At 73.4% G+C, this 21,027-nt stretch carries 19 protein-coding genes; 8 read left to right on the forward strand and 11 right to left on the reverse strand.

Annotated features, from left to right (window positions below):
* Nucleotides 1-164: 164 nt before the first annotated feature.
* Nucleotides 165-986, forward strand: coding sequence for a DUF1707 domain-containing protein (locus ACIBCT_RS33010; protein WP_399195360.1), 822 nt, complete (start codon nucleotides 165-167; stop codon nucleotides 984-986).
* A 148-nt stretch (nucleotides 987-1,134) separates the two neighbouring features.
* On the opposite strand, the gene ACIBCT_RS33015 is transcribed toward ACIBCT_RS33010, so the two are convergent.
* The 5 genes from ACIBCT_RS33015 to ACIBCT_RS33035 all read right to left on the reverse strand — a co-directional run bounded on the left by ACIBCT_RS33015 (nucleotide 1,135) and on the right by ACIBCT_RS33035 (nucleotide 5,143).
* Nucleotides 1,135-1,896, reverse strand: a complete 762-nt coding sequence (locus ACIBCT_RS33015; RefSeq protein WP_399195362.1) for a sirohydrochlorin chelatase — start codon at nucleotides 1,894-1,896, stop codon at nucleotides 1,135-1,137.
* Nucleotides 1,893-2,621: a phosphoadenylyl-sulfate reductase gene (locus ACIBCT_RS33020; RefSeq protein ID WP_399195364.1), complete on the reverse strand. Its 729-nt coding sequence runs from the start codon at nucleotides 2,619-2,621 to the stop codon at nucleotides 1,893-1,895. The genes ACIBCT_RS33015 and ACIBCT_RS33020 overlap by 4 nt, the downstream gene beginning before the upstream one ends.
* 85 nt (nucleotides 2,622-2,706) lie before the next feature.
* The gene (locus tag ACIBCT_RS33025; protein WP_344900914.1) at nucleotides 2,707-2,850 is read right to left on the reverse strand and encodes an Insertion element protein; all 144 of its coding nucleotides are present in this window, start codon (nucleotides 2,848-2,850) and stop codon (nucleotides 2,707-2,709) included.
* Nucleotides 2,851-2,968: 118 nt separating this feature from the next.
* Nucleotides 2,969-4,651: a nitrite/sulfite reductase gene (locus ACIBCT_RS33030; RefSeq protein WP_399195367.1), complete on the reverse strand. Its 1,683-nt coding sequence runs from the start codon at nucleotides 4,649-4,651 to the stop codon at nucleotides 2,969-2,971.
* A 366-nt stretch (nucleotides 4,652-5,017) separates the two neighbouring features.
* Nucleotides 5,018-5,143, reverse strand: coding sequence for a hypothetical protein (locus ACIBCT_RS33035; RefSeq protein WP_344900908.1), 126 nt, complete (start codon nucleotides 5,141-5,143; stop codon nucleotides 5,018-5,020).
* Nucleotides 5,144-5,228: 85 nt separating this feature from the next.
* Here ACIBCT_RS33035 and ACIBCT_RS33040 point away from each other — a divergent pair, with 85 nt between their 5' ends.
* The 4 genes from ACIBCT_RS33040 (at nucleotide 5,229) to rsgA (ending at nucleotide 10,019) form a co-directional block, all read left to right on the forward strand.
* The gene (locus tag ACIBCT_RS33040) at nucleotides 5,229-6,023 is read left to right on the forward strand and encodes a TIGR03084 family metal-binding protein (protein WP_399195470.1); all 795 of its coding nucleotides are present in this window, start codon (nucleotides 5,229-5,231) and stop codon (nucleotides 6,021-6,023) included.
* A gap of 58 nt (nucleotides 6,024-6,081) precedes the next feature.
* Nucleotides 6,082-7,128 carry a YihY/virulence factor BrkB family protein gene (locus tag ACIBCT_RS33045; protein ID WP_399195369.1) on the forward strand — a complete coding sequence of 349 codons (1,047 nt, stop codon included), beginning with the start codon at nucleotides 6,082-6,084 and terminating at the stop codon, nucleotides 7,126-7,128.
* 109 nt (nucleotides 7,129-7,237) lie between these two features.
* A complete protein-coding gene (gene glyA, locus ACIBCT_RS33050) occupies nucleotides 7,238-8,494 on the forward strand; it encodes a serine hydroxymethyltransferase (RefSeq protein WP_399195371.1) in 1,257 nt (418 codons plus the stop codon).
* 379 nt (nucleotides 8,495-8,873) lie between these two features.
* Entirely contained in the window at nucleotides 8,874-10,019 is a 1,146-nt protein-coding gene (gene rsgA / locus ACIBCT_RS33055) for a ribosome small subunit-dependent GTPase A (RefSeq protein ID WP_399195472.1), read from the forward strand.
* 134 nt (nucleotides 10,020-10,153) lie between these two features.
* Here rsgA and ACIBCT_RS33060 read toward each other — a convergent pair whose 3' ends face one another.
* The 4 genes from ACIBCT_RS33060 to ACIBCT_RS33075 form a co-directional block, all read right to left on the reverse strand.
* Nucleotides 10,154-10,468: a WhiB family transcriptional regulator gene (locus tag ACIBCT_RS33060; protein ID WP_012893126.1), complete on the reverse strand. Its 315-nt coding sequence runs from the start codon at nucleotides 10,466-10,468 to the stop codon at nucleotides 10,154-10,156.
* Nucleotides 10,469-10,572: 104 nt separating this feature from the next.
* The gene (locus ACIBCT_RS33065; protein WP_399195373.1) at nucleotides 10,573-11,529 is read right to left on the reverse strand and encodes a sucrase ferredoxin; all 957 of its coding nucleotides are present in this window, start codon (nucleotides 11,527-11,529) and stop codon (nucleotides 10,573-10,575) included.
* Between the two features lie 312 nt (nucleotides 11,530-11,841).
* A complete protein-coding gene (locus tag ACIBCT_RS33070; protein WP_399195375.1) occupies nucleotides 11,842-13,476 on the reverse strand; it encodes a glycerol-3-phosphate dehydrogenase/oxidase in 1,635 nt (544 codons plus the stop codon).
* Nucleotides 13,473-14,039, reverse strand: coding sequence for a TetR/AcrR family transcriptional regulator (locus tag ACIBCT_RS33075; RefSeq protein WP_399195377.1), 567 nt, complete (start codon nucleotides 14,037-14,039; stop codon nucleotides 13,473-13,475). Before ACIBCT_RS33075 ends, ACIBCT_RS33070 begins: the two co-directional genes overlap by 4 nt.
* Before the next feature lie 46 nt (nucleotides 14,040-14,085).
* Here ACIBCT_RS33075 and ACIBCT_RS33080 point away from each other — a divergent pair, with 46 nt between their 5' ends.
* The gene (locus tag ACIBCT_RS33080; protein WP_399195474.1) at nucleotides 14,086-15,672 is read left to right on the forward strand and encodes an FAD-binding oxidoreductase; all 1,587 of its coding nucleotides are present in this window, start codon (nucleotides 14,086-14,088) and stop codon (nucleotides 15,670-15,672) included.
* A gap of 67 nt (nucleotides 15,673-15,739) precedes the next feature.
* On the opposite strand, the gene ACIBCT_RS33085 is transcribed toward ACIBCT_RS33080, so the two are convergent.
* Nucleotides 15,740-16,150, reverse strand: a complete 411-nt coding sequence (locus ACIBCT_RS33085) for an acyl-CoA thioesterase (protein WP_399195379.1) — start codon at nucleotides 16,148-16,150, stop codon at nucleotides 15,740-15,742.
* Nucleotides 16,151-16,250: 100 nt separating this feature from the next.
* Between ACIBCT_RS33085 and ACIBCT_RS33090 the strand changes: the two genes are divergently transcribed.
* Nucleotides 16,251-17,747, forward strand: a complete 1,497-nt coding sequence (locus tag ACIBCT_RS33090; protein WP_399195381.1) for a metallophosphoesterase family protein — start codon at nucleotides 16,251-16,253, stop codon at nucleotides 17,745-17,747.
* Nucleotides 17,748-17,782: 35 nt separating this feature from the next.
* A complete protein-coding gene (locus ACIBCT_RS33095; protein ID WP_399195383.1) occupies nucleotides 17,783-19,378 on the forward strand; it encodes a bifunctional 3'-5' exonuclease/DNA polymerase in 1,596 nt (531 codons plus the stop codon).
* A gap of 171 nt (nucleotides 19,379-19,549) precedes the next feature.
* Here ACIBCT_RS33095 and ACIBCT_RS33100 read toward each other — a convergent pair whose 3' ends face one another.
* A complete protein-coding gene (locus ACIBCT_RS33100; protein WP_399195385.1) occupies nucleotides 19,550-21,013 on the reverse strand; it encodes an MFS transporter in 1,464 nt (487 codons plus the stop codon).
* Between the last annotated feature and the right edge of the window lie 14 nt (nucleotides 21,014-21,027).

The following is a 21,027-nucleotide window of genomic DNA, read 5'->3' on the forward strand; positions in this document are numbered from 1 at the left end:
GTGGGCGGCCGAGCGGGAGGCGGGCCGCGGGCGCGGGTCCCGTGGAGAGCGGGGGAGCGGGGAGCGGGGGAGCGGGGAGGAGACGGAGATCGATCGATCTGTTCACCCGGACTCATCCGAGAGGGGGATCCTCTATCGCGACAACTCGCGATATGTTGTGAGTTATGACTGATGCCGGGGAGATACGGGTCTCGGACGCCGAACGGGAGGCGGCCGTCGAATGGCTGCGCGTCGCCTCCGTCGAGGGGCGGCTGACCCTCGGTGAGCTGACCGAGCGCACCGAAGCCGCCTACACCGCACGTACCCAGGCCGAGCTGGCCGTGGTCACCTCGGACCTGCCCGGTGTCCGCCCCGCCTCGGCGCCCGCCTACCCGCCGGCCCCGGCGGACCAGGGCGGCCGGGTGCGCCGCTGGTTCGTGGCGGTGATGGGCAGCTCCAAGCAGCGCGGCAGCTGGCGGATCGACAAGCCCCTCGGCGCGGTCGCGGTGATGGGCGACGTCGTGCTGGACCTGCGCCAGGCCGAGGTCCGCACCGGCGGGGTGGACATCATGGCCACCGCGGTCATGGGCAACGTGAAGATCATCGTCCCGGACGGCGTGGACGTCGAGCTCGACGGCATCGCCATCATGGGGGACAGGAAGGTCCAGGTCATCGAGGCCCCGCCCGGCACGCACGCGCCTGTCGTGCGGGTCACGGCCTACGCGATCATGGGCGACGTGAAGGTGGTCGGCGACTCGCGGACCAAGCCCATCCAGAAGGCGTGGGCCGCCTGGCGCGAGCAGTGGGAGGAGATGCGCGGGGAGCTCATCGGCGACCCCTACCACCGCCAGATCCCACCCCTCCGCCCCATGGGGGCCGAGCAGCCACGACACCACTCCCCGCACTCCTCCTGGCACACCGCCGGGCCGCAGCGCCCCTCGCAGCAGCCTCCGCAGCCCCCCTCCTCCCCGTACCCGCCGCAGCCCCCGTACCCGCCCGGGCACTGAGACCGGGAACCGGGGGCGGACCACTGCTGGGAGCGGTCCCGGCGCGAAGGGCGGCGGGCGCGTGCAACGCCCCGGCGGCGCCGGGGCGTAGTGCTCGGTGACATACACCGAGCAGTGAGGATCCCCGATGCGAGATCGGGCCGACAGGTCAGGCCGTGGCGAGCATCCGGGGCCGGTGCGCCGCCACGTCGTAGCGTTCCAGCAGCACGGCCGCGACCTCGGGGGCCGCACCCAGCACCTCGGCGACGGTGGCGGCGCCCGCGGCCAGGGTCTCGCGGCGGATCCTGTCGGCGAAGTACCCCGGGGCCAGCAGGTAGGGGGCGACCACGATCCGCGAGGCCCCCGACCGGCGCAGGCCCAGCACCGCCTCCCCGGGGGTCGGTCCCGCCGCCGAGGCGTAGGCGGCGGTCACCGACCGCCAGCCGCGCAGCCTCGCCCAGTCCGCGGCCATCCCGGCGACCGTCGCGTTGGCCCTCGGGTCGCTGGAACCGGCCGAGACCAGCACCACGTCGGTACCGGGCTCGCCGGGCTCCACGCCCGCCTCGGCCAGGCGCCGCTCCAGCGCGGTGACCAGCAGCCGGTGCGGGCCCAGCGTGGCGCCCGTGCGCACCCGCAGCAGCGGGCGCCTGGCCGTCACCGCGGCCAGCGCGCCCGGGATGTCGACCCGGCTGTGGTAGGCCTCGGTGAGCAGCAACGGCAGCACCACTGCCTCGGCCAGGCCCGAGAGCGCGGCCGGGAGCGTCGGGGAGGCGTGGTCGAGGTAGGCGGTGCGCACGGGGAGCCCGGGCCGCGCGTCCCGTACCAGGTCGAGCAGGCCCTCCACGGTCGCGGCGGCACGCGGGTCACGGGACCCGTGCGCCACCGCGACCAGCGGGACGCGGGGAGCGGCGGCGCGGGAGCGCCAGGTCATACGTGCAGCCCGCACTCGGTCTTGCCCATGCCGGCCCACCGGCCGCTGCGCGGGTCCTCGCCCGGGGCGACCTGGCGGGTGCAGGGGGCGCAGCCGATCGAGGGGTAGTCGTCGTAGTGCAGCGGGTTGATCAGCACCCCGTTGTCGGCCATGTAGTTGTCGACGTCCTCCTGCGTCCACCGGGCGATCGGGTTGATCTTGACCATCTGGCGCTTGGCGTCCCACTCGACGACCTTGACGCCGGCGCGGGTGACGGCCTCGTCGCGGCGGATGCCGGAGACCCAGGCCAGGTAGGGCTCCAGGGCACGGTTGAGCGGCTCGACCTTGCGCAGGTAGCAGCACAGGTCGGGGTTGCGCCCGAACAGCCGCGGCCCCAGGTCGCGCTCCTGCTCGGCCACCGTGCGGGACGGCTTCACGTCGATCACGTTGACGTCGTAGACCTGCCGGACGGCGTCCCGCGTGCCGATCGTCTCGGCGAAGTGGTAACCGGTGTCGATGAACAGCACGTCCACGCCCGGCTTGACCCGGCTGACCAGGTCGATCAGCAGGGCGTCGCTCATGGAGGCGGTCAGGCAGAGCCGGTCGCCGAACGTCGCCGCCGCCCAGCGGATGATCTCCAGGGCCGAGGCGTCCTCCAGGAACCGCGCGGCCGACTCGACGATGTCCTGCATGTCGAGCGCACCGCGCTGCCGGCGTAACCCGACCTCGACGTCCACCACTGTCATCGCTCGCTCACCCAATCCTCGTTCGCCGTACGGGCCCGTGCGGCCCGGCCGGTCGTCGTGTCGATCGCCCCGGGACGGCCGCGCCTCATGAGCGCACCCCGATCCCGAGGAACTTCAGCTTGAAGGCGCGGATGCAGGACCGGCAGTACCAGCCGCCGTCGCCCTCGTAGGGCTCCAGGTCCTCCTCGCCGCAGTAGGGGCAGTGGAAGGGGACCGCTCGCTCGCTCATCGCCGCCCCCCCGCCCCGTCGCGTGCCCGGCTCGCCGCGGACGCGTCCCGGGGCGCGTCCGCCGCCCCGGCGGGGCCGCGCGGGGCCGCGTGCCGGTTCGCGTGCCGATCTGGGCCGCTCACGTCAGGTCCGCGTCGTCGGCACGCTGCACCCACTCGGAGAAGCTCTCCCCGTCGTCCTTCTGCTTCTCGAAGTTGCGCAGCACCCGCTCCACGTAGTCGGGCAGGTCCTCGGAGGTGGTCTTCAGGCCGCGCACCTTGCGGCCGAAGCCCGGGTTCACCCCGAGCGACCCGCCCAGGTGCACCTGGAAGCCCTCGACCTGCTCGCCCCTGTCGTTGACCACGAGCTGGCCCTTGAGGCCGATGTCGGCGACCTGGATCCGCGCGCAGGAGTTGGGGCAGCCGTTGACGTTGATGGTCAGCGGGCTGGAGAAGTCGGGAAGCCGCTGCTCCAGCTCGTCGATCAGGTTCGACGCCAGCGCCTTGGTCTCCACGATGGCCAGCTTGCAGAATTCGATGCCGGTGCAGGCCATGGTCTGGCGGCGGAAGGTGGAGGGGTTGACCTGGAGGTCGGCGGCCTCCAGCTCGGCGACCAGGCTCTCGACCCGGTCGGGCGCCACGTCCAGGATGACCATCTTCTGCTCGACCGTGGTGTGCACCCGGTCCGAGCCGTGCCGCTCGGCGATGTCGGCGATCAGGTGCAGCCTGTCGCCGTCGAGCCGGCCCACCTTGGGGGCGAAGCCGACGTAGAAGTTGCCGTCCTTCTGCGGGAAGACGCCCACGTGGTCCCTGCGGCCGCCGCGCGGCGGCTCGGGGGCGGGGCCGTCGGGCAGCGCGTACCCGAGGTACTCCTTCTCCAGCACGTCGCGGAACTTCTCGGCGCCCCAGTCGTTGATCAGGAACTTGATCCGGGCCCGGTGCCGCAGGCGGCGGTAGCCGTAGTCACGGAAGATGCCGATCACGCCGCCGTAGGCCGGGGAGACCTGCTCGGGGGTCAGGAAGACGCCCAGTCGCTTGCCGAGCATCGGGTTGGTGGACAGGCCGCCGCCCACCCACAGGTCGAAGCCCCGCTCGCCGGAGGAGTTCACGACGCCCACGAACGCCACGTCGTTGATCTCGTGCACGGTGCAGTGCGCCGGGCACCCGCTGACCGCGGCCTTGAACTTGCGCGGCAGGTTGGAGAAGGCAGGGTCGCCGATGTAGGTGTCGTGGATCTCCTGCACCAGCGCCGAGCCGTCGATGACCTCGTCGGTGTCGATCCCGGCCAGCGGGCAGCCCATGATGACGCGCGGGGTGTCGCCGCAGGCCTCGGTGGTCGACAGGCCCACCGACTCCAGGCGCTCCCAGATGTCGGGGACGGCCTCGATCTCGATCCAGTGGAGCTGGATGTTCTGCCGGTCGGTGACGTCGGCGGTGCCCCGGCCGTAGAGGTTGGAGATGTCGGCGATGACCCGCAGCTGCGCCAGGTCGAGCCGGCCGCCGTCGATCCTGACCCGGAGCATGAAGTAGCGGTCGTCGAGCTCCTCCGGCTCCAGGACGGCCGTCTTGCCGCCGTCGATCCCGGGCTTGCGCTGCGTGTAGAGCCCGTACCAGCGCATCCGGCCGCGCAGGTCGGCGGGGTCGATGGAGTCGAACCCCTGCTTGGAGTAGACGTCGATGATCCGCTGACGGACGTTGAGCCCGTCGTCGTTCTTCTTGTTCTCCTCGTTCTTGTTCAGGGGTTCGCGGTAGCCGAGGGCCCACTGACCTTCGCCGCGCGGGCGCTTGTGGTGCCGGTTTGCCGGCTTGGCCGGGGTCGTCATTGCGCGTCCTCGTTGTGGCTCGGTGAAAGGGTTCCGGACGCGCACCGGCGGCACCTCCCGCCTCATCGTCGAGTACGGGGGTCGGTCACTCAGAGGAGGACGCCGGTTACGCGGCCGAGCTGGAAAAGATCAGCAGGGGGCGACGATCAACGGACGTCACAACAGATGGCACTGCGGACACGCAGGAGGTCGACGTGGCGTCGCACGACGAGCAACGGGTCCGCTGGCATGTCTCCGACGATACCCCGGCGTTCGCGGATGTCCAATGTCGGGTCCACGATCTGGACACCGGGGTGAGATCCGGGCCGGGGACCAGGGGCCCGGGACGGCCCAGGACGGCCCGGGACGGCGCGGTCCGGGGCCGTCTCAGCCCTGGCGCGGCCAGTCCAGCGGCGACTCGCGCGGCTCCACGGCTGGCTGGTGCTGGCAGTCGCACCAGGAACCCCCGCGGCACTCCTCGTGCCGCCGTTCCCTGCAGTTCTCACAGATCATGCGTCCATTCTGCGGCCGTTCCCTCCCAGAACATGGCTCCGTTACCCTTACCTGGGCCGAACAGGAGGGAGGCGCCGTGAGCCTGATGGACGAACTGCTGGCGGACCTGCGCGCCGAGACGGCCGATCTCGACGCCATGATCACCGGTCTCGACGCGGCCGGGTGGGAGCTGCCCACCCCGGCACAGGGCTGGACGGTACGCGACCAGATCGGACACCTCGCCTGGTTCGACGACGCCGCCACGGCCTCGGCCACCGACCCCGAGGCCTTCCGCGCCGCGCGGACCGCCTTCCTGGCCCGCGGCGGCTCCGCGGTGGACGAGCTGGCGGCCGCGTCCCGGGGCCTGGCCGCCCCCCGGGTGCACGCCTGGTTCCGCGCGGCCAGGGCCCGGAGCCTGGAGGCCTTCGCCGCCCTGGAGGCGGGCACGCGGCTGCCCTGGTACGGGCCGGACATGTCGGCGGCCTCGTTCGTGACGGCGCGCCTGATGGAGACCTGGGCTCACGGGCAGGACGTGGCGGACGCGCTCGGCGTCGAGCGGGCGCCCACCGCCCGGCTCAGGCACGTGGCCACCCTGGGGGTGCGCGCCCTGCCGTACGGCTTCGCGGTGCGCGGCCTGGAGCCGCCCGCGCGGCCGGTCCGGGTGGAGCTGACCATGCCCGACGGGTCGCCGTGGACGGCCGGGCCCCCGGACGCCGCCGACCTGGTCCGCGGCCCCATGCTCGACTTCTGCCTGCTGGTCGTGCAGCGCCGCCACCTCGACGACACCTCCCTGCTGGTACGCGGCGAGACCGCGGAGGCCTGGACGGCGATCGCCCAGGCGTTCGCCGGCCCGCCGGGCACCGGACGGGTCCCGCTCGGGCAGGGATCCGGCCGGGCGTGACGCCGGCCCGGCCCGCCCAACTCGTGATCAAGCGCGCCGGGGAATACCGTTGTGCGGTATGACGTCCACCGATGCCCCGGCTCCGGCCCCGCGACCGGGACCGCAGCCGGGGCCGCGGCGGCGCTCGCCGCGCGGCCTGCGGGCACGGTGGCGTGCCGGGCTCGCGCGGGTGCGCGGCCTGGGCGTCTGGGCGCGGCTGCGGGCCGTGCTCTCCTGGATCCGCGGGACCGACTTCTGGGTGCTCGTCGCGGCCACCACGAACGCGGGCGTCACCTACCGGGTCACCGGCCTGGCCGGGGAGGCCGCCTTCTTCGCGCTGCTGTCGCTGCCGCCGTTCATGCTCGGCCTGATCGGCGTGCTCGGCCAGCTGACCCGGGTCTTCGGCCCGGAGACGGTCCAGGACGTCAGCGACTGGATCGACCGGCAGGCCCACCTGCTGTTCACCGACAGCGCCGTGGACACCGTCGTCACCCCGCTCATCGAGGACGTGCTGAACCCCGCCAACCAGGCCTCGCTGATCTCCCTGGGCTTCCTGCTCGCGCTCTGGTCGGGCTCGCGGGCACTGTTCGTCTACGTCGACCTGATCTCGGTCGCCTACGGCCTCGGCGAGGAGCGCGGCATCATCCGTACCCGGCTGATGTCCTTCGGGTTCTACCTGGCGGGCCTGCTGATCGGGCTGGTGGTGATGCCCGTGCTCGTCCTGGGCCCGGCCGCGCTGCGCGGCGCCCTGCCGGCCGACTACGCGGTGCTGGCCGACGTCCTGTACTGGCCGGTCGTCGTCATCGGCTCGGTGATCTTCCTGACCCTGCTCTACCACGTGAGCGTCCCGGTCCGCACGCGCTGGTGGCGCGAGCTGCCCGGAGCGCTGCTCGCGCTGCTGATCTGGATCGCCTGCGCCGCCGTGCTGCGCGCGGTGCTGGCCGCCTGGTTCTCGCCGGTCTCCATCTACGGCTCGCTCGCCGCCCCCATCGCGGTGCTGATGTGGCTCTACATCACCGCGCTGGCCGTGCTGATCGGCGCCACCCTCAACGCCGAGGTCGACCGGTTGTGGCCGGGGGACGGGACGGGCCGCCTCGGCCGGGCCGGTCCGTCCGCTATCGTCTAAGCCGTGACTGGCGCATAGGGTGGGAGCGACCACCGGGGAGCTGAAGTGCGAGGAGGCCGAGCGCCTGGGTCTTCGCGCGATGTCGACGATGACAGGGGAGTGAAGGCGCATGAGCGCTCTTTCCAGCGTGGATCCGCAGATCGCCGAACTCGTCAGGGCCGAGGAGCGGCGGCAGGCCGACACCGTCAAGCTGATCGCCTCGGAGAACTACGTCTCCAGGGCCGTCCTCGAGGCCACCGGCACCGTCCTCACCAACAAGTACTCCGAGGGGTACGCCGGCAAGCGGTACTACGAGGGCCAGCAGGTGATCGACCAGATCGAGACCCTGGCCGTCGACAGGGCCAAGGCCCTGTTCGGGGTCAACCACGCCAACGTCCAGCCCTACTCGGGCTCGCCCGCCAACCTGGCGATCTACCTGGCCTTCCTGAAGCCCGGTGAGACCGTGATGGGCATGGGCCTGCCGTTCGGCGGCCACCTGACCCACGGCTGGTCGGTCTCGGCCACCGGCAAGTGGTTCAACCCGGTCCGCTACGGGGTGCGGCGCGACACCGGCCGCGTCGACATGGACGAGGTGCGGGAGATCGCCCTGCGCGAGCGGCCCAAGCTGATCTTCTGCGGCGGCACCGCGGTCCCGCGCACCATCGACTTCCCGGCCTTCGCCGAGATCGCCCGCGAGGTCGGGGCCGTGCTCGCGGCCGACATCGCGCACATCGCGGGCCTGGTCGCGGGCGGGGCCCACCCGTCGCCGGTCGGCCACGCGGACGTCATCTCCACCACCACCCACAAGACCCTGCGCGGCCCCCGGGGCGCCATGCTGATGGCCACCTCCGACGAGCACGCCACGGCCCTGAACAAGGCGGTCTTCCCGGGCCTGCAGGGCGGCCCGCACAATCACACCACCGCGGCCATCGCGGTGGCGCTCAAGGAGGCGTCGACCGACGACTTCAAGGACTACGCCCGCCAGGTCGTGCTGAACGCCCAGGCGCTGGCCGAGGAGCTGCTCGGCCGGGGCTTCGACCTGGTCTCCGGTGGCACCGACAACCACCTCATCCTGTTCGACCTGACCCCCAAGGGCATCGGCGGCAAGCCCGCCGCGCAGGCCCTGGACAAGGCCGGGCTGGAGACCAACTACAACAGCGTGCCGTTCGACCCGCGCAAGCCGTTCGACCCGTCCGGCATCAGGATCGGCACCGCGGGCGTGACCAGCCGCGGCATGGGTGTGGCCGAGATGCGGCAGATCGGCGCCTGGATCGACCAGGTCGTGACCGCGCTGGCCAAGGACGAGGACGAGGCCGCGCACGTCATCACCCGCGTGCACGGCGAGGTCAGGGAGCTCACCTCCCACTTCCCGGCCCCCGGGCTGTAGCAGGCGTGACGGAGCCCCGGGACGCGACGGCGTCCCGGGGCTCCGTCGTGTCCCGGGGTGGCGTGTCCGGGGACTTCACGTCCGGAGCCCGGAGTGTCCGGGCCTCCGGCGCGTCCAGGGGCTCCGGGCTCCGGCGTGCCAGGGGCCGCCCGCGGGGGTGTGGCGGCCCGTGGCGCGCGGGCAAATGTGGTTGCCTCCCCGGGGAGAGGTTGCGCTAGGCTTCTCCCGAAGACGCCGTCCCACGGGGGACGGCCGCGAGGCCACGGGAGGTGAGGACCATGCGGGTCTTTCTGACGAGCCTGCCGTCCATCGACCTCCGGGTGCCCGCCTGATCGATCTCACGACGGGGCGCCCGCCTTTCCCGAAGGTAGTGACCACGTTGTCCTCGTCTTCATCGTCTTCATCGTCACCCGGCTCCTCGCCGTCCTCGTCGTTCACCCTCGCCGCGCTCGGCTGGGACGACTCCCTGGCCGCCGGGCTCCCCGACGGGCTGATCCCGGCGCGGGTCTCCCGCGTCGACCGCGGCGCCGCCGAAGTGATGTCCACCTCCGGCCATCTCCGGGCCGACTACGGTGCCCGGGTGCGCCGGGCCGCCGCCGCCGACCCGGTGGCGCTGCCCTGCGTCGGCGACTGGGTGGGACTCCGCCGGCTGGCCGAGGGCCGGTTCGAGCTGGAGGAGCTCCTGCCCCGGCGTACCGCCTTCGTCCGCGGAGGGGTCTCCCGGCTCTCCCGGGGCGGGCTCTCCGGCGACTCCCAGGGCCAGGTGCTCGCCGCCAACGTCGACGTCGTCTTCGTCGCCGAACCCGCCCTGCACGCCACCGACACCGCCGACCTGGGCAGGATCGAGCGGCTGCTCGCGCTCGCCTGGGAGAGCGGGGCCCGTCCCGTGGTGCTCGTCACCAAGTCCGACCTGATCGGCGAGGGGCTGGAGTTCCTGCTGGACGAGGTCGCCACCGCCGCACCGGGGGTGGACGTGCACCCGGTCTGCTCGGTCAGCGGCGAGGGCGTCGACATCGTCGGCGCCTACCTGGAGGGCACCCGTACCGCGGTGGTGCTCGGCGCCTCGGGCGCGGGGAAGTCGACGCTGGTCAACGCCCTCGCCGGGGAGGACGTCATGGAGACCCAGCAGGTCAGGGCCGGGGACGGCCGGGGTCGCCACACCACCGTGCACCGCGAGCTCATCCCGCTCGCCAGGGGCGGGCTCATCATCGACACCCCCGGCATCCGCCGCATCGGCCTGTACGACATGGGCGAGGGGGTGGACATGGTCTTCTCGGACCTGGAGGAGCTCGCCACGCGGTGCCGCTTCGGTGACTGCCGTCACGACACCGAGCCGGGCTGCGCCGTGCTCGCCGCGATCGAGGACGGCACGCTGCCGGAGCGGCGGCTGGAGAGCTGGAACAAGCTTCAGCGGGAGGCGGCCTGGATGGCGTCCCGGAGCGACGCCCGGCTCCGCAAGGAGATGCAGGGCAGGTGGAAGAGCATCACCAAGGAGATGCGCAAGGCGGGCCGCAACAGGCCCTGAGAGCGTGGGACGCCCCCGCCGTGCGGCCACCCGTCCCGGGTGTGCCGCACGCGCGGGGCCCGACATGACAACGTGTGATCTCGCAGGGGATGAGCGAGATCACACGTATGGGGGAAGCCGGGTGGAGGGGCTGCTCAGGCGACGGCACTGATGCCGGCGCTGGCCGCGCGGCGCATGCGACGACGACGCTCGGAGGCGCGCTCGTCCTCGTTCAGGCCGCCCCAGGTGCCGTACTTCTCCGGACGGGAGAGCGCGTAGTCCAGGCACTCGGCGCGAACGGGGCACTGGGCGCAGATGGCCTTGGCCTTACGCTCACGGATGTCACGCTCGGGCTGACGCTCACCGTCGGGACCGAAGAAGAGCACGAGGTCCTCGCCCCGGCACGCGGCGTCATCCTGCCAGCCCCAGCTGGGCCGAGGCCGGGCGGTCTGCCGACGTACCTGAGACATGAGAAAACCACCTTATAGTGAGAGGTATTTCGGGTTTATGCCGCATAGGACGCTTGTGACGTCCCTGGATCCAACGCCTGGATCGGCCGTGATGTTCCCTCAGGTCAAGTGAGAGCGGACGTGGCATACAGCACAGGGGCTACCCTGTCCAGTGTGACCAGCCGATAGGTAGTGATCGTGTCGGCACAAGCCGTACCACATGGCGTTGTCAGCGTCATGGGTTCAACCACTACCCGAAAACGAACGCCACTACCGCGCACAACTGCCTCGGTGACGGCGCCGTCCGACCTTGAGGATTCCACGGCCACTCCGCCGACCGACAGTTCGCCCGTATGGACGCGAACGAAATGCTCGGCGGCCTGCAGTGGCTCAGGGATGCCCGCGCGCCCCCGGAAACGGTCGAGGATGACCTCGCCGGACCGGTACGCGTCGGCTGCCGCGATCGCAGCAGCCTGAGACATGCTGCCGTAGTAGAGGCCATGTGGCAAGCACACAAGGTTGGCGGCGTAGAGATCGCCGCCAACATGTGATGTTTCCCATACTGTGTCCGGCAAATTTTTTGCCAAGGACCGAGCGAGGGGAAGTCCAATGCGGGCGCAGCACGCGTTGCGCTTGGCATGCGTGCAGACCAGAAATACCGGCTCACTCACAAGTATGCAGGACGGCGGGACCACTCCGGCCACCAGCTTGTCAAGGTCAAGATCGTCCGGACCTGCGACGATGCCCTCGGCGAGCCAGGGCTCGGCGGCGGTGGAGTCCGCGACCATGACGTGAATGCCGGTTTCCACGGGGTTTCTGCGCCCGGGACGGCGGATGAGCTGGGTCCGTACGCCCAGGCGGCCGGCCCGTTTGAGGAGGGTGTGAACATCCTCGGGAAGGATGGTGTTCTCCAGGCGGTCGGCCCAGGGGCCGGGGTGCTCGATGAGCAGCCAGAAGCGGGCCCCGACCGTGGCGCTGGCGAGGACGGGCACCTGGCCGGTGTGACAGCCGGGAGGGTGCGGGCACGCCTTGTACGCCCTGTCCACGCTGCCCGCGCTGTCCGTGCCGTTCGTCACGCCCACACCCTCTCCTCCCTGACTTAGGTAAGACTAACCTAACGCCTTCATCAGGGTCACGGAGAGGGAAACGATGATAGGCCGGTAAAGGCGGGCGCCCGCGTCCGGGGCGCCCGGTCACCGACATCACCGACACCGCCGACGCCACGGACGGCCGGGGTGGCGCCGTCCCGGACCCGCCCTTCCGGACCCGCCGCCCCTTATGCCCGTGATCATCCCTGTCATGCCCCCCGGCGGGGATTCGTCACGGGTCGCACCGGGCCCGGCGGGCTCGACGGGTCGGAAGGGTCCCGGGCGGCGGCGCGTCCCGAACCGGCCTCAGGCCTCGTCGGGACCCGGCGGGACCGGGTGGGCCAGCGCCGCCCGCGCCATGGGGAGCGCGGCCTCGCGGTCGGCGGGGATCAGGCCGATCCGGGTCCTGCGGTCGAGCAGGTCGTCCACGTCCAGGGCGCCCTCGTGCCTGACCGCCCAGACCAGCTCGGCCCCGGTCACCCCGGTCGGCCCGGCCTCGGCCAGCCGGGGCTCCCGCTCCATCAGGGCCCGTACCGCGCCCGCCTCGCCGCCGTAGCGCTCCACCAGCCGGTCGGCGACCCCGCCGTGCCCTCCCGCCACGGAGGTCCCGGTCCGGCCGGGACGACCGGGTCCGCGCCGGCCGCCACGCCCACCGCCCTCGCCGCCACGCTCACCGCCGTGCCCGCCGCCCCGGCCGCCGGGCGGGATCGCGCCGACGAGGGGCAGCGCCGCGGTGCGGCTCGGGCCTGCGGTGATCCGACCCGAGGAGACGGCCAGGTCGACCGCGTCCTCGGCCATCCGCCGGTACGTGGTCAGCTTGCCGCCCACCACCGTCACCATCCCGTCGCGGGTGGTCGGCAGCGCGTGCCGCCTGGACAGGTCGGCGGTACGGCCCTCACCGTCCAGCAGCGGGCGCAGCCCCGCGTGGGCGCCGGCCACCTCCTCGCGCCGTACCGGCTCCTCCAGCACGGAGTTGAGCACCGACAGCAGGAAGGCGACGTCCTCCTCGGGAGCCTGCGGGACGTCCGGGACGGGGCCGTCCACCGGCTCGTCGGTGAGGCCGACCAGGACCCGCCCGTCGGCCTGGGGCAGGACCAGCGCGAACCGGTCGCTCTCCCCCGGGATCGGCACGTGCAGTCCCGCGACCAGGCCGGGCAGCGTCCCGGGACGCAGCACCAGGTGGGTCCCGCGCGAGGGGCGCATCCGCAGGCCGGGGTGCAGCCCGGCGGCCCAGACCCCGGTCGCGTTGATCACGGCCCTGGCCCGGACGGTGAGGGTCTCCCCGGTGAGCTCGTCGCGGACCAGCGCTCCGTCGCCGGAGACCTCCAGCGCCCGGCAGCGGGTCAGCACCCTGGCCCCGTGGGCGGCGGCCGTCCTGGCCACGGCGAGCACCAGCCGGGCGTCGTCCAGCAGCCGGCCGTCCCAGGACAGCAGGGCGCCGCGCAGCCCGGCCGGGCCCAGCGGCGGGGCGAGGGAGCGCGCCCGCCCGGAGGAGATCCGGCAGGGGCCGGGAAGCAGGCGGCGGGGAGTGCGGGCCGCGGCCCGCAGGCCGTCGCCGAGCCGGTAGCCGGTCATGACCAGCGCCGCCTGCCGCCGGGAGACCTCCGGGACCAGCGGCAGCAGGTAGGGCTGCGCCCGCACCAGGTGCGGGGCGATCCGCCCGAGCAGCAGGCCGCGCTCCACCGCGCTCTCGTACGCCACCCCGACCTGCCCCCTGGCCAGGTAGCGCAGCCCGCCGTGGATCATCTTGGAGCTCCACCGGGAGGTGCCGAACGCCAGGTCGTGCGCGTCGATCGCGGCGACCGACAGGCCGCGGGAGGCCGCGTCCAGCGCCACGCCCGCGCCGGTGGCCCCCAGCCCCACCACCAGCACGTCCACCACCAGGCCGGGTACCTCGGCGAGCTCGCGGGCACGGCGGGCGGCGTTCAGGGAGGAGTTCACGGTCGCAGGTACCTTTCCAGGAGGGTGGCCAGCTCGGTGTCGAGGTCGTCCTCGGTGAGCGGGCCGAGCATGGTGGCGCCGGAGAGCAGGAACGACTGCGCGGTCAGCAGCACCGCGGCCGACAGCCCGGCCGGCTCGCCCGCGCGCACGGTGCCGAGCCCCTGCCCCCGGACGATCGCCGACTCGACCAGGGCGAGCATGGCCTCGTGGCTGGCGCCCCGGCGGCGCAGCAGGTAGGGCAGGAGCAGCTCCGGGTCCACCTCGACGATCTTCCGCCAGAGCGGGTGGACGCGCAGCGCCCGTACCGTCGCCACCGCCGCGGTGACCGGGTCCTCGGTGGCGAACCCGTCCGCGACGCGCACCCACTCGCGGGTCATCAGGTCGGCGACGAGGCCGCGCACGTCGGGCCAGCGGCGGTAGATCGTCATCCGGGAGAGCGCGGCCCGCCGGGCCACGTCGGTGAGCGTGGTGCGCCGCACCCCGACCGCGAGGATCACCTCGCGGGCCGCGTCGAGGACCTGGTCGCTCCCGGGGGCGCCTGTGTTGTGACGAATGGACGTCATATGTCACAGTGTAGACGTGGAACATCGAACAGGGAACGCGGATCCCATGCTCTGGTCCGGCTGGGGCGACCCCGCCAAGGCCGTCGACCTGCCCGAGGCGGTCCGGGGGCTGCTCGGCGACCTGCTCGGGGTGCGCCCGCCCCGGGCCGGGGTCGCGGGCATGGACGAGGTGCGGCTGCCGCCCGTCGCGCTGCCCGAGCCGGTCCTGGCCGGGCTGCGCGACCTGGTCGGGGCCGACCACGTGCGCCTCGACCACGACGCCCGCGTCCGGCACACCCGTGGCAAGTCCACCCCCGACCTGCTGCGGATGCGGGCCGGGGACGGCTCCGACGCCCCCGACGCGGTGGTGCTGCCCTCCTGTCACGACGAGGTGCTGGCCGTGCTGGCCGCGTGCGCCGCGCACCGGGTCGCGGTGGTCCCCTTCGGCGGCGGCACCTCCGTGGTCGGCGGCCTGGTCGCCTCCCGGCGGGGCTTCGCCGGGGTCGTCGCGCTGGACCTGGCCCGGCTCGACCGCTTGGTCGCGGTGGACGCCGAGTCGATGGTCGCCGAGCTGGAGCCGGGGCTGCGCGCCCCCGAGGCCGAACGCCTGCTGGCCGGGCACGGCCTCACCCTGGGCCACTTCCCCCAGTCGTTCGAGTACGCCACGCTCGGCGGTTTCGCCGCCGCCCGCTCCAGCGGCCAGGCCTCGGCCGGGTACGGGCGCTTCGACGACATGGTGGTCGGCATGACCGTGGCCACCCCGCGCGGCACCCTCGACCTCGGCCGGGCGCCCCGGTCGGCCGCGGGCCCCGACCTGCGCCAGGTGATGCTCGGCTCCGAGGGGGCCTTCGGCGTGATCACCTCGCTGCGGCTGCGGGTCCGGCCCGTCCCCGCCGAGCGCGTCTACGAGGGGTGGCGGTTCGCGTCGTTCGCCGAGGGCTCGGCCGCGCTGCGGGCCCTGGTCCAGCGGGACGCCGCGCCCACCGTGCTGCGCCTGTCCGACGAGACCGAGACGATGATCGGCCTGGCCCGGCCCGCGGAGATCGGCGCGCCGTCGGCCGGGACGGGCTGCCTGGCCGTCACCGGCCACGAGGGCACCGCGGCCGAGGTGGCCGCCCGGCGCGAGCGGACCGCGGCCGTGCTCTCCGGGCTCGGCGGCGTCCCGCTGGGCACGGACCCCGGCCGGGCGTGGGAGCACGGGCGCTACTCCGCGCCCTACCTGCGCGACGCGCTGCTCGCCGCCGGGGCGACCGTCGAGACGCTGGAGACGGCGGGCTTCTGGTCGAACCTGCCCCGCCTGTACGACGCCGTACGGCTCTCGCTGGCCGGCTCGCTCGGCTCACCGCTGGTCATGTGCCACATCTCGCACGTCTACGCCACCGGCGCCAGCCTGTACTTCACGGTCGTCACCGCGCAGACCGGCGACCCGCTCGGGCAGTGGGAGTCGGCCAAGCGGGCGGTCGGCGAGGCGATCGTCGGCGCCGGCGGCACGATCTCGCACCACCACGGCGTCGGCCGCGACCACCGGGAGGCCCACGCGGCCGAGGTCGGCGAGCTGGGCGTGGAGATCCTGCGCGGGATCAAGGACCGGCTCGACCCGGAGGGCGTCCTCAACCCCGGGGTCCTGCTGGCGGCCGAGGGGCCCGGGGACTGAGACCCGTCCCGGCCCGCCCCGTTCCCCCGGGCCCGCGCGGAGATCCGGCGCCAGGGACCCGGGGAGGTCACCCGGTGACCGCGAGCTCCTCCATGGCCTTCCGGAGCGGCCCGGGGATCTCCGCGGGGCGCCGGCTCTCCCGGTCGACGAACACGTGGACGAAGTGGCCCTCCGCCACGACCGTCCCGCCGTCCTCACGGAAGAGCCCCAGCTCGTACCGGACGCTGGAGCGGCCCAGGTGCCCGACGCGCAGCCCGACCCTGACGGGCTCGGGGAAGGACACCGAGGAGCGGTAGACGCAGTGCGACTCGACGCACAGGCCGATGACGTCACCGTCGTGGACGTCCAGCCCGGCGACCCTGATCAGCCACGAGTTGATCACGGTGTCCATCATCGAGTAGTGGACGGCGTTGTTGACGTGGCCGTAGACGTCGTTGTCCTTCCACCTGGTCGGAACGGTCTCCCAGTAGGCGTACACGGTAGAACCATATTCCAGAGCGGGTGTCCGGGCACCCCCGGATCGGCCGCCTTCGCCCGGATCGGATGCGACTTCCTATGATCATTGCCAAGATATGGTCATGGTCGATGTCGGGCGGGCGGCGGAACGCGGGCGTGAGGTCTCCTCCCGGGTGTCGGAGGAGGGTGCGGGTTGGTCCTGTACCCGGATCGGCACCTTCAGGGACCTGCTGCCCGGCAGGGAGCCCTTCTCCTGGCTCGACCTGCGCACGATCTGGCGGTCGAGGAACGAGGTGCTGGCGGCCCTGTTCGGCGACCCGTCCGGGCAGGTCCGCGCCCAGTGGACGGCCGCGCAGCGCGAGCGGGGCGTCGACCCCTCCTTCCGCATCCCGGTGGACGTCGGCCCGGAGTTCTCCTTCCTGCTCCTCGGCGACACCGGGGAGGGCGACTCCTCGCAGTACGCGGTGGTGCCGGGCATGCTGAGGATCGGCGAGGGGACCGCCTTCGCGGTCGTCGCCAGCGACGTGGTCTATCCCACCGGATCCGGCAACGAGTACGAGGACAAGTTCTTCCGCCCGTATCAGGACTACCCCGCCCCGATCTACGCCGTCCCCGGCAACCACGACTGGTACGACGGGCTCGGCGGCTTCATGCGGGTCTTCTGCGACACCCCCGCGCCGAAGGGGTTCAACCCCGCGCCCTCGGGGCTGCGCGGCCTGCTGTGGAGCAGGCCGGAGCCGATCGACGAGGCCCGGCTGGCCAGGGCGCGCGAGCGGCGCTCCGGGCCCGGCCAGCGGGCCGTCCAGCCCGCGCCGTACTGGGCGATCGAGACCCCGAGCCTGGTGCTCGTCGGCGTGGACACCGGCATCCGCGGCGACATCGACGCCGAGCAGACCGCCTGGCTGCGCGAGGTCTCCCGCGACCCCAGGCCCAAGGTGCTCATCACCGGCAAGCCCATCTACACCCGCAACGAGTACAAGCCGTCGAGGCTGGCCGGCGGCGGCACCGTCGACGACATCGTCACCGACCCCGCGCACAACTACGTCGCGGCGATCGGCGGCGACGTGCACAACTACCAGCGCTTCCCGATCAGGGTGGGGGAGCGGACCGTCCAGTACATCGTGGCGGGCGGGTCGGGGGCGTTCATGCACGCCACCCACACCATCCCCCGCGTCACCGTCGCGGGCCTGCACGAGGACGACTACCGCTGCTACCCGCTGCGCGGCGACTCCCTGTCGTTCTACAGCAGGCTCTACAGCGACCGGCTGCGCATGCGCTGGCTCTACCTCACCCCCGCCGAGAGCGCGGCGCTTATGTCCAAGCGGATCGGCAACACCCCGGTGCGCGACATCCCGCCGGTGCCGATCACCCGCCGGATGCGGTGGGCCGCCCGGATCCTCGGCGGCTGGCCGATGCCGTTGCGGCTGCCGGTGGGCAGGACCTTCCACCGCTACCTGTCGGAGCTGTCGGACTGGGACACCCCGCCGTTCTTCAAGAGCTTCCTGCACGTCTCGGTGACGCCGGAGACCCTGAGGATCCGCTGCTTCGCCGCGACCGGCTGCCTGCCGCAGGAGGTCGAACCCCCGCTCGAGGACGAGATCGCCATACCGCTCGTCTGAACGAGAATGTCGGGGCGGCGTGGCACTGTTGGGGCATGAACGTGTCGGTCGCACCCGCCGCAGGGGGCGGGGGCGTGCTCCGCGCCGACGGCGAGCCCGCCAGGGCCGTGACCGACCTGGCCGCGGAGGTGCGCCGGCTGGAGGGGCGGCGCCCGCGCTGGGTCTGGGCCGACACCCGGGAGGTCTACCCGGCGCTGCTCGCCGCGGGCGTGCGGCCGGCGCGCTGCCACGACCTGGCGCTGACCGAGGGCCTGCTCCTGGCCCACGAGGAGCGTTTCGGCGAGCCCCGGTCGGCCAGGGCCGCGTACGCGCGGCTGCACGGCCTGCCGGTGCCGGACGACCCGCACGGCCCCCGGGCGCGGCAGGCGACCCTGTTCGAGGAGGAGGCGCCGGAGCCGGACGCGGACCTGGTCGCCGAGGTCCACGCCGACCAGCTGCGCCGCGTCGAGCGGACCGCCGACCCGCACCGGTTCCGGCTGCTGGTCGCCGCCGAGTCGGCCGGGGCGCTCATCGCCGCGGAGATGGCCCGCGACGGCATCCCCTGGCGCCGGGACGCGCACGACGAGCTGCTGACCGGGCTGCTCGGCCCGCGGCCGGTGCACGGCATGCGACCGGCCAGGCTGCAGGCCCTGGCCGACGAGGTGGCGGCCGCGTTCGGCACGGCGTTCAACCCCGACTCCCCGCAGCAGATCCTGCGGGCGTTCAAGGCGGCGGGCGTGCCCGTCGCCTCCACCCGGGCCCGGGACATCAGGCAGGCCGACCACCCCGGGGTCGGGCCCCTGCTGGCCTACAAGGAGATGGCCAGGTTCTACAGCTTCCACGGCTGGGCCTGGGCCGACCAGTGGGTCCGCGACGGGCGCTTCCGCCCCGAGTACGTGGTCGGCGGCGTGGTGACGGGCCGGTGGGCCACCAACGGCGGCGGCGCCCTGCAGATCCACAGGCTGATGCGCAAGGTGATCGTGGCCGACGACGGCTGGACGCTGGTGGTCGCCGACGCGGCACAGCTGGAGCCCCGGGTGCTGGCCGCGATGGCCGGGGACGGCGGCCTGGCCAGGGCGGCCGGGCAGACCGACCTCTATCAGGCGCTGGCGCAGGTGTTCGGCGGCGAGCGGGACAACGCCAAGATCGCCATGCTCTCGGCGATGTACGGCGGCACCAGCGGGGACGCGTCCAAGCTGCTGGCCGTGATGCGCAGGCGCTTCCCGCTGGCCTACCGGTTCGTGGAGGACGCGGCCCGCGCGGGGGAGGAGGGCAAGGTGGTCCGCTCCTGGCTGGGCCGCACCTCGCCGCCGCCCTCGGCGGGCTGGCGGGAGCTGGTCTCCGGTCCCGAGGGGGGCCGGGCGGCCCGCGACCGGGGCCGCTTCACCCGCAACTTCGTCGTCCAGGCGACCGCGGCCGAGTGGGCACTGGTGCTGATGGCGGTGCTGCGCGGTCTGCTGCCCGATCCGGCCCGGCTGGTGTTCTTCCAGCACGACGAGGTCATGGTGCACTGCCCGGCCGAGCAGGCCGACGAGGTGATCGCGGCGGTGGGCCGGGCCGCCGAGGAGGCGGCCCGGCTGCTGTTCGGCGCGACCCCGGTGCGCTTCCCCATGCAGGCGGTCGCGGTGCGCTGCTACGCCGACGCCAAGTGAGCCGTGCCCGCGAGCCGTGCCCGCGAGCCGTGCCTGTGAGGCGTGCCTGTGAGCCGTGCCGTGAGGCGTGCTCGTGAGGCGTGCCCGTCACGTTCCGGCGGATCCTCTCCCGTGTGGCCCGCCGGACGTCCGGGAACCGTCGCGTGCCCGGTGCCCTCCCCGCGGACCTTCCTACGGGACGCGACCGGCCGGGCGGGACGCCGTCCGCAGCAGGGGCAGGACCAGCCACAGGCCGGTGACCGTCACCATGACCCCGACGGCCGCGCCGAGCACCCCGAAGGACAGGCCGCCGACGATCAGCCCGGCCAGGACGGTCCCGGTCGCGCCGCAGACGTTCATCAGCAGGTCGGACAGGCCCTGCACGGCCGTGCGGTGCTCCAGCGTCACCGACTCGCTGAGCATCGCCGAGCCGGCGATCAGCGTGCAGGACCAGCCCAGGCCGAGCAGGAACAGCCCCGCGGTCACCGGGCCGACGTCGTGCGCCCCGGCCCCTCCGGCCAGGACGACGGAGGCCAGCAGCAGGCCCATGCCGACCACCAGTACCACCACCCGCCCGGCCCGGTCGGTCAGCCAGCCGACCACCGGGGAGAACATGTACATCCCGGCGATGTGCAGGCTGATCACGACACCGATGACCGTGTACGTCGCGCCGCCGTGGTCGAGGTGGACCGGGGTCATGGACATGACCGAGACCATGGCGGTGTGGCCGACCGCGATCGCGGCCAGCGCGCGCACGGCCGCGGGCGTCCGGCGCAGCACCCGCCATCCGGTACGGAACGTGCCCCCGGTGCGGGCGGGGGGCTCCGCCGGGGAGGTGCCGGTGCCGGCGGGGCCGGACGACGCCGGCGCGGTGGCGGCCTCACCGGTGGCCCCGGTGACCGCGGTGACCCCGGTGACCGCGGTGATCTCGGCGGGGCCGGTGACCCCGGTGGCCGCGGTCGTCCCGGTGGAGTCGTCCCCCCGAGGGGGCGCCGGCCGGGCCAGCGAGCGCGCCAGGAGCAGCGGGTCGGGGCGCATCCCGGCGAGGACGACCCCGAGGGCGATCGCGAAGCTCACCAGCGCCAGGGCGAACGGGCCGCTGCCCGGGGCCAGGCCGAGTTCGACGCCGAACCGCTCGACCGGTTCGGCGAAGTTCGGGCCGGTGACCGCCCCGATGGTGGTGGCCCAGACCACCAGCGACAGGTGCCGGGCCGAGTGTCCCGGCGGGGACAGGTCGGTCGCGGAGTAGCGGGAGGACAGGTTGGCCGCGCTGGCCGCGCCGAACAGCACCAGCCCCGCCAGCAGCAGGAGCCAGGAGTGCACGGTCACCGCGAGCAGCGAGACCAGGCAGCCGGCCAGGGCGCACCCGTAGGCCAGGGTGAGCCCGGCCCGCCGTCCCCCGCGCCCGGACGACCTGGCGGTGGGCAGCGCCAGCAGCGCGGCGCCCAGCACGGTCGCGGTGCCGGCCAGCCCGCTCAGCGCCGTGGAGCCGGAGAGCCGCTCCACGGTCACCGAGCTGAACGTGGCCCCCACGGCGACGCCGATGCCGCCGCTGATCTGGCCGACGGACAGCACCGTGAGCGTCCGCCGCTGCACGGAGGCGACCCGCGCCCTGTCGCCGGGGGATATGTCGGTGTCTGCGTCATTTGTGATCACGAGTGAAGTCTGTC

Source organism: Streptosporangium sp. NPDC050855 (assembly GCF_044456585.1).
GTDB lineage: Bacteria > Actinomycetota > Actinomycetes > Streptosporangiales > Streptosporangiaceae > Streptosporangium > Streptosporangium longisporum.

Excerpts from the sequence above, each read along its gene's own strand:
- ACIBCT_RS33015 (WP_399195362.1), bottom strand. The coding sequence starts at position 1,896 with ATGACCTGGCGCTCCCGCGCCGCCGCTCCCCGCGTCCCGCTGGTCGCG.
- ACIBCT_RS33045 (WP_399195369.1), top strand. The coding sequence starts at position 6,082 with ATGACGTCCACCGATGCCCCGGCTCCGGCCCCGCGACCGGGACCGCAG.
- glyA (WP_399195371.1), top strand. The coding sequence starts at position 7,238 with ATGAGCGCTCTTTCCAGCGTGGATCCGCAGATCGCCGAACTCGTCAGG.
- ACIBCT_RS33035 (WP_344900908.1), bottom strand. The coding sequence starts at position 5,143 with ATGATCTGTGAGAACTGCAGGGAACGGCGGCACGAGGAGTGCCGCGGG.
- ACIBCT_RS33025 (WP_344900914.1), bottom strand. The coding sequence starts at position 2,850 with ATGAGCGAGCGAGCGGTCCCCTTCCACTGCCCCTACTGCGGCGAGGAG.
- ACIBCT_RS33090 (WP_399195381.1), top strand. The coding sequence starts at position 16,251 with ATGGTCGATGTCGGGCGGGCGGCGGAACGCGGGCGTGAGGTCTCCTCC.
- ACIBCT_RS33040 (WP_399195470.1), top strand. The coding sequence starts at position 5,229 with ATGGACGAACTGCTGGCGGACCTGCGCGCCGAGACGGCCGATCTCGAC.
- ACIBCT_RS33030 (WP_399195367.1), bottom strand. The coding sequence starts at position 4,651 with ATGACGACCCCGGCCAAGCCGGCAAACCGGCACCACAAGCGCCCGCGC.
- ACIBCT_RS33060 (WP_012893126.1), bottom strand. The coding sequence starts at position 10,468 with ATGTCTCAGGTACGTCGGCAGACCGCCCGGCCTCGGCCCAGCTGGGGC.
- ACIBCT_RS33010 (WP_399195360.1), top strand. The coding sequence starts at position 165 with ATGACTGATGCCGGGGAGATACGGGTCTCGGACGCCGAACGGGAGGCG.
- ACIBCT_RS33080 (WP_399195474.1), top strand. The coding sequence starts at position 14,086 with ATGCTCTGGTCCGGCTGGGGCGACCCCGCCAAGGCCGTCGACCTGCCC.
- ACIBCT_RS33020 (WP_399195364.1), bottom strand. The coding sequence starts at position 2,621 with ATGACAGTGGTGGACGTCGAGGTCGGGTTACGCCGGCAGCGCGGTGCG.
- ACIBCT_RS33075 (WP_399195377.1), bottom strand. The coding sequence starts at position 14,039 with ATGACGTCCATTCGTCACAACACAGGCGCCCCCGGGAGCGACCAGGTC.
- ACIBCT_RS33095 (WP_399195383.1), top strand. The coding sequence starts at position 17,783 with ATGAACGTGTCGGTCGCACCCGCCGCAGGGGGCGGGGGCGTGCTCCGC.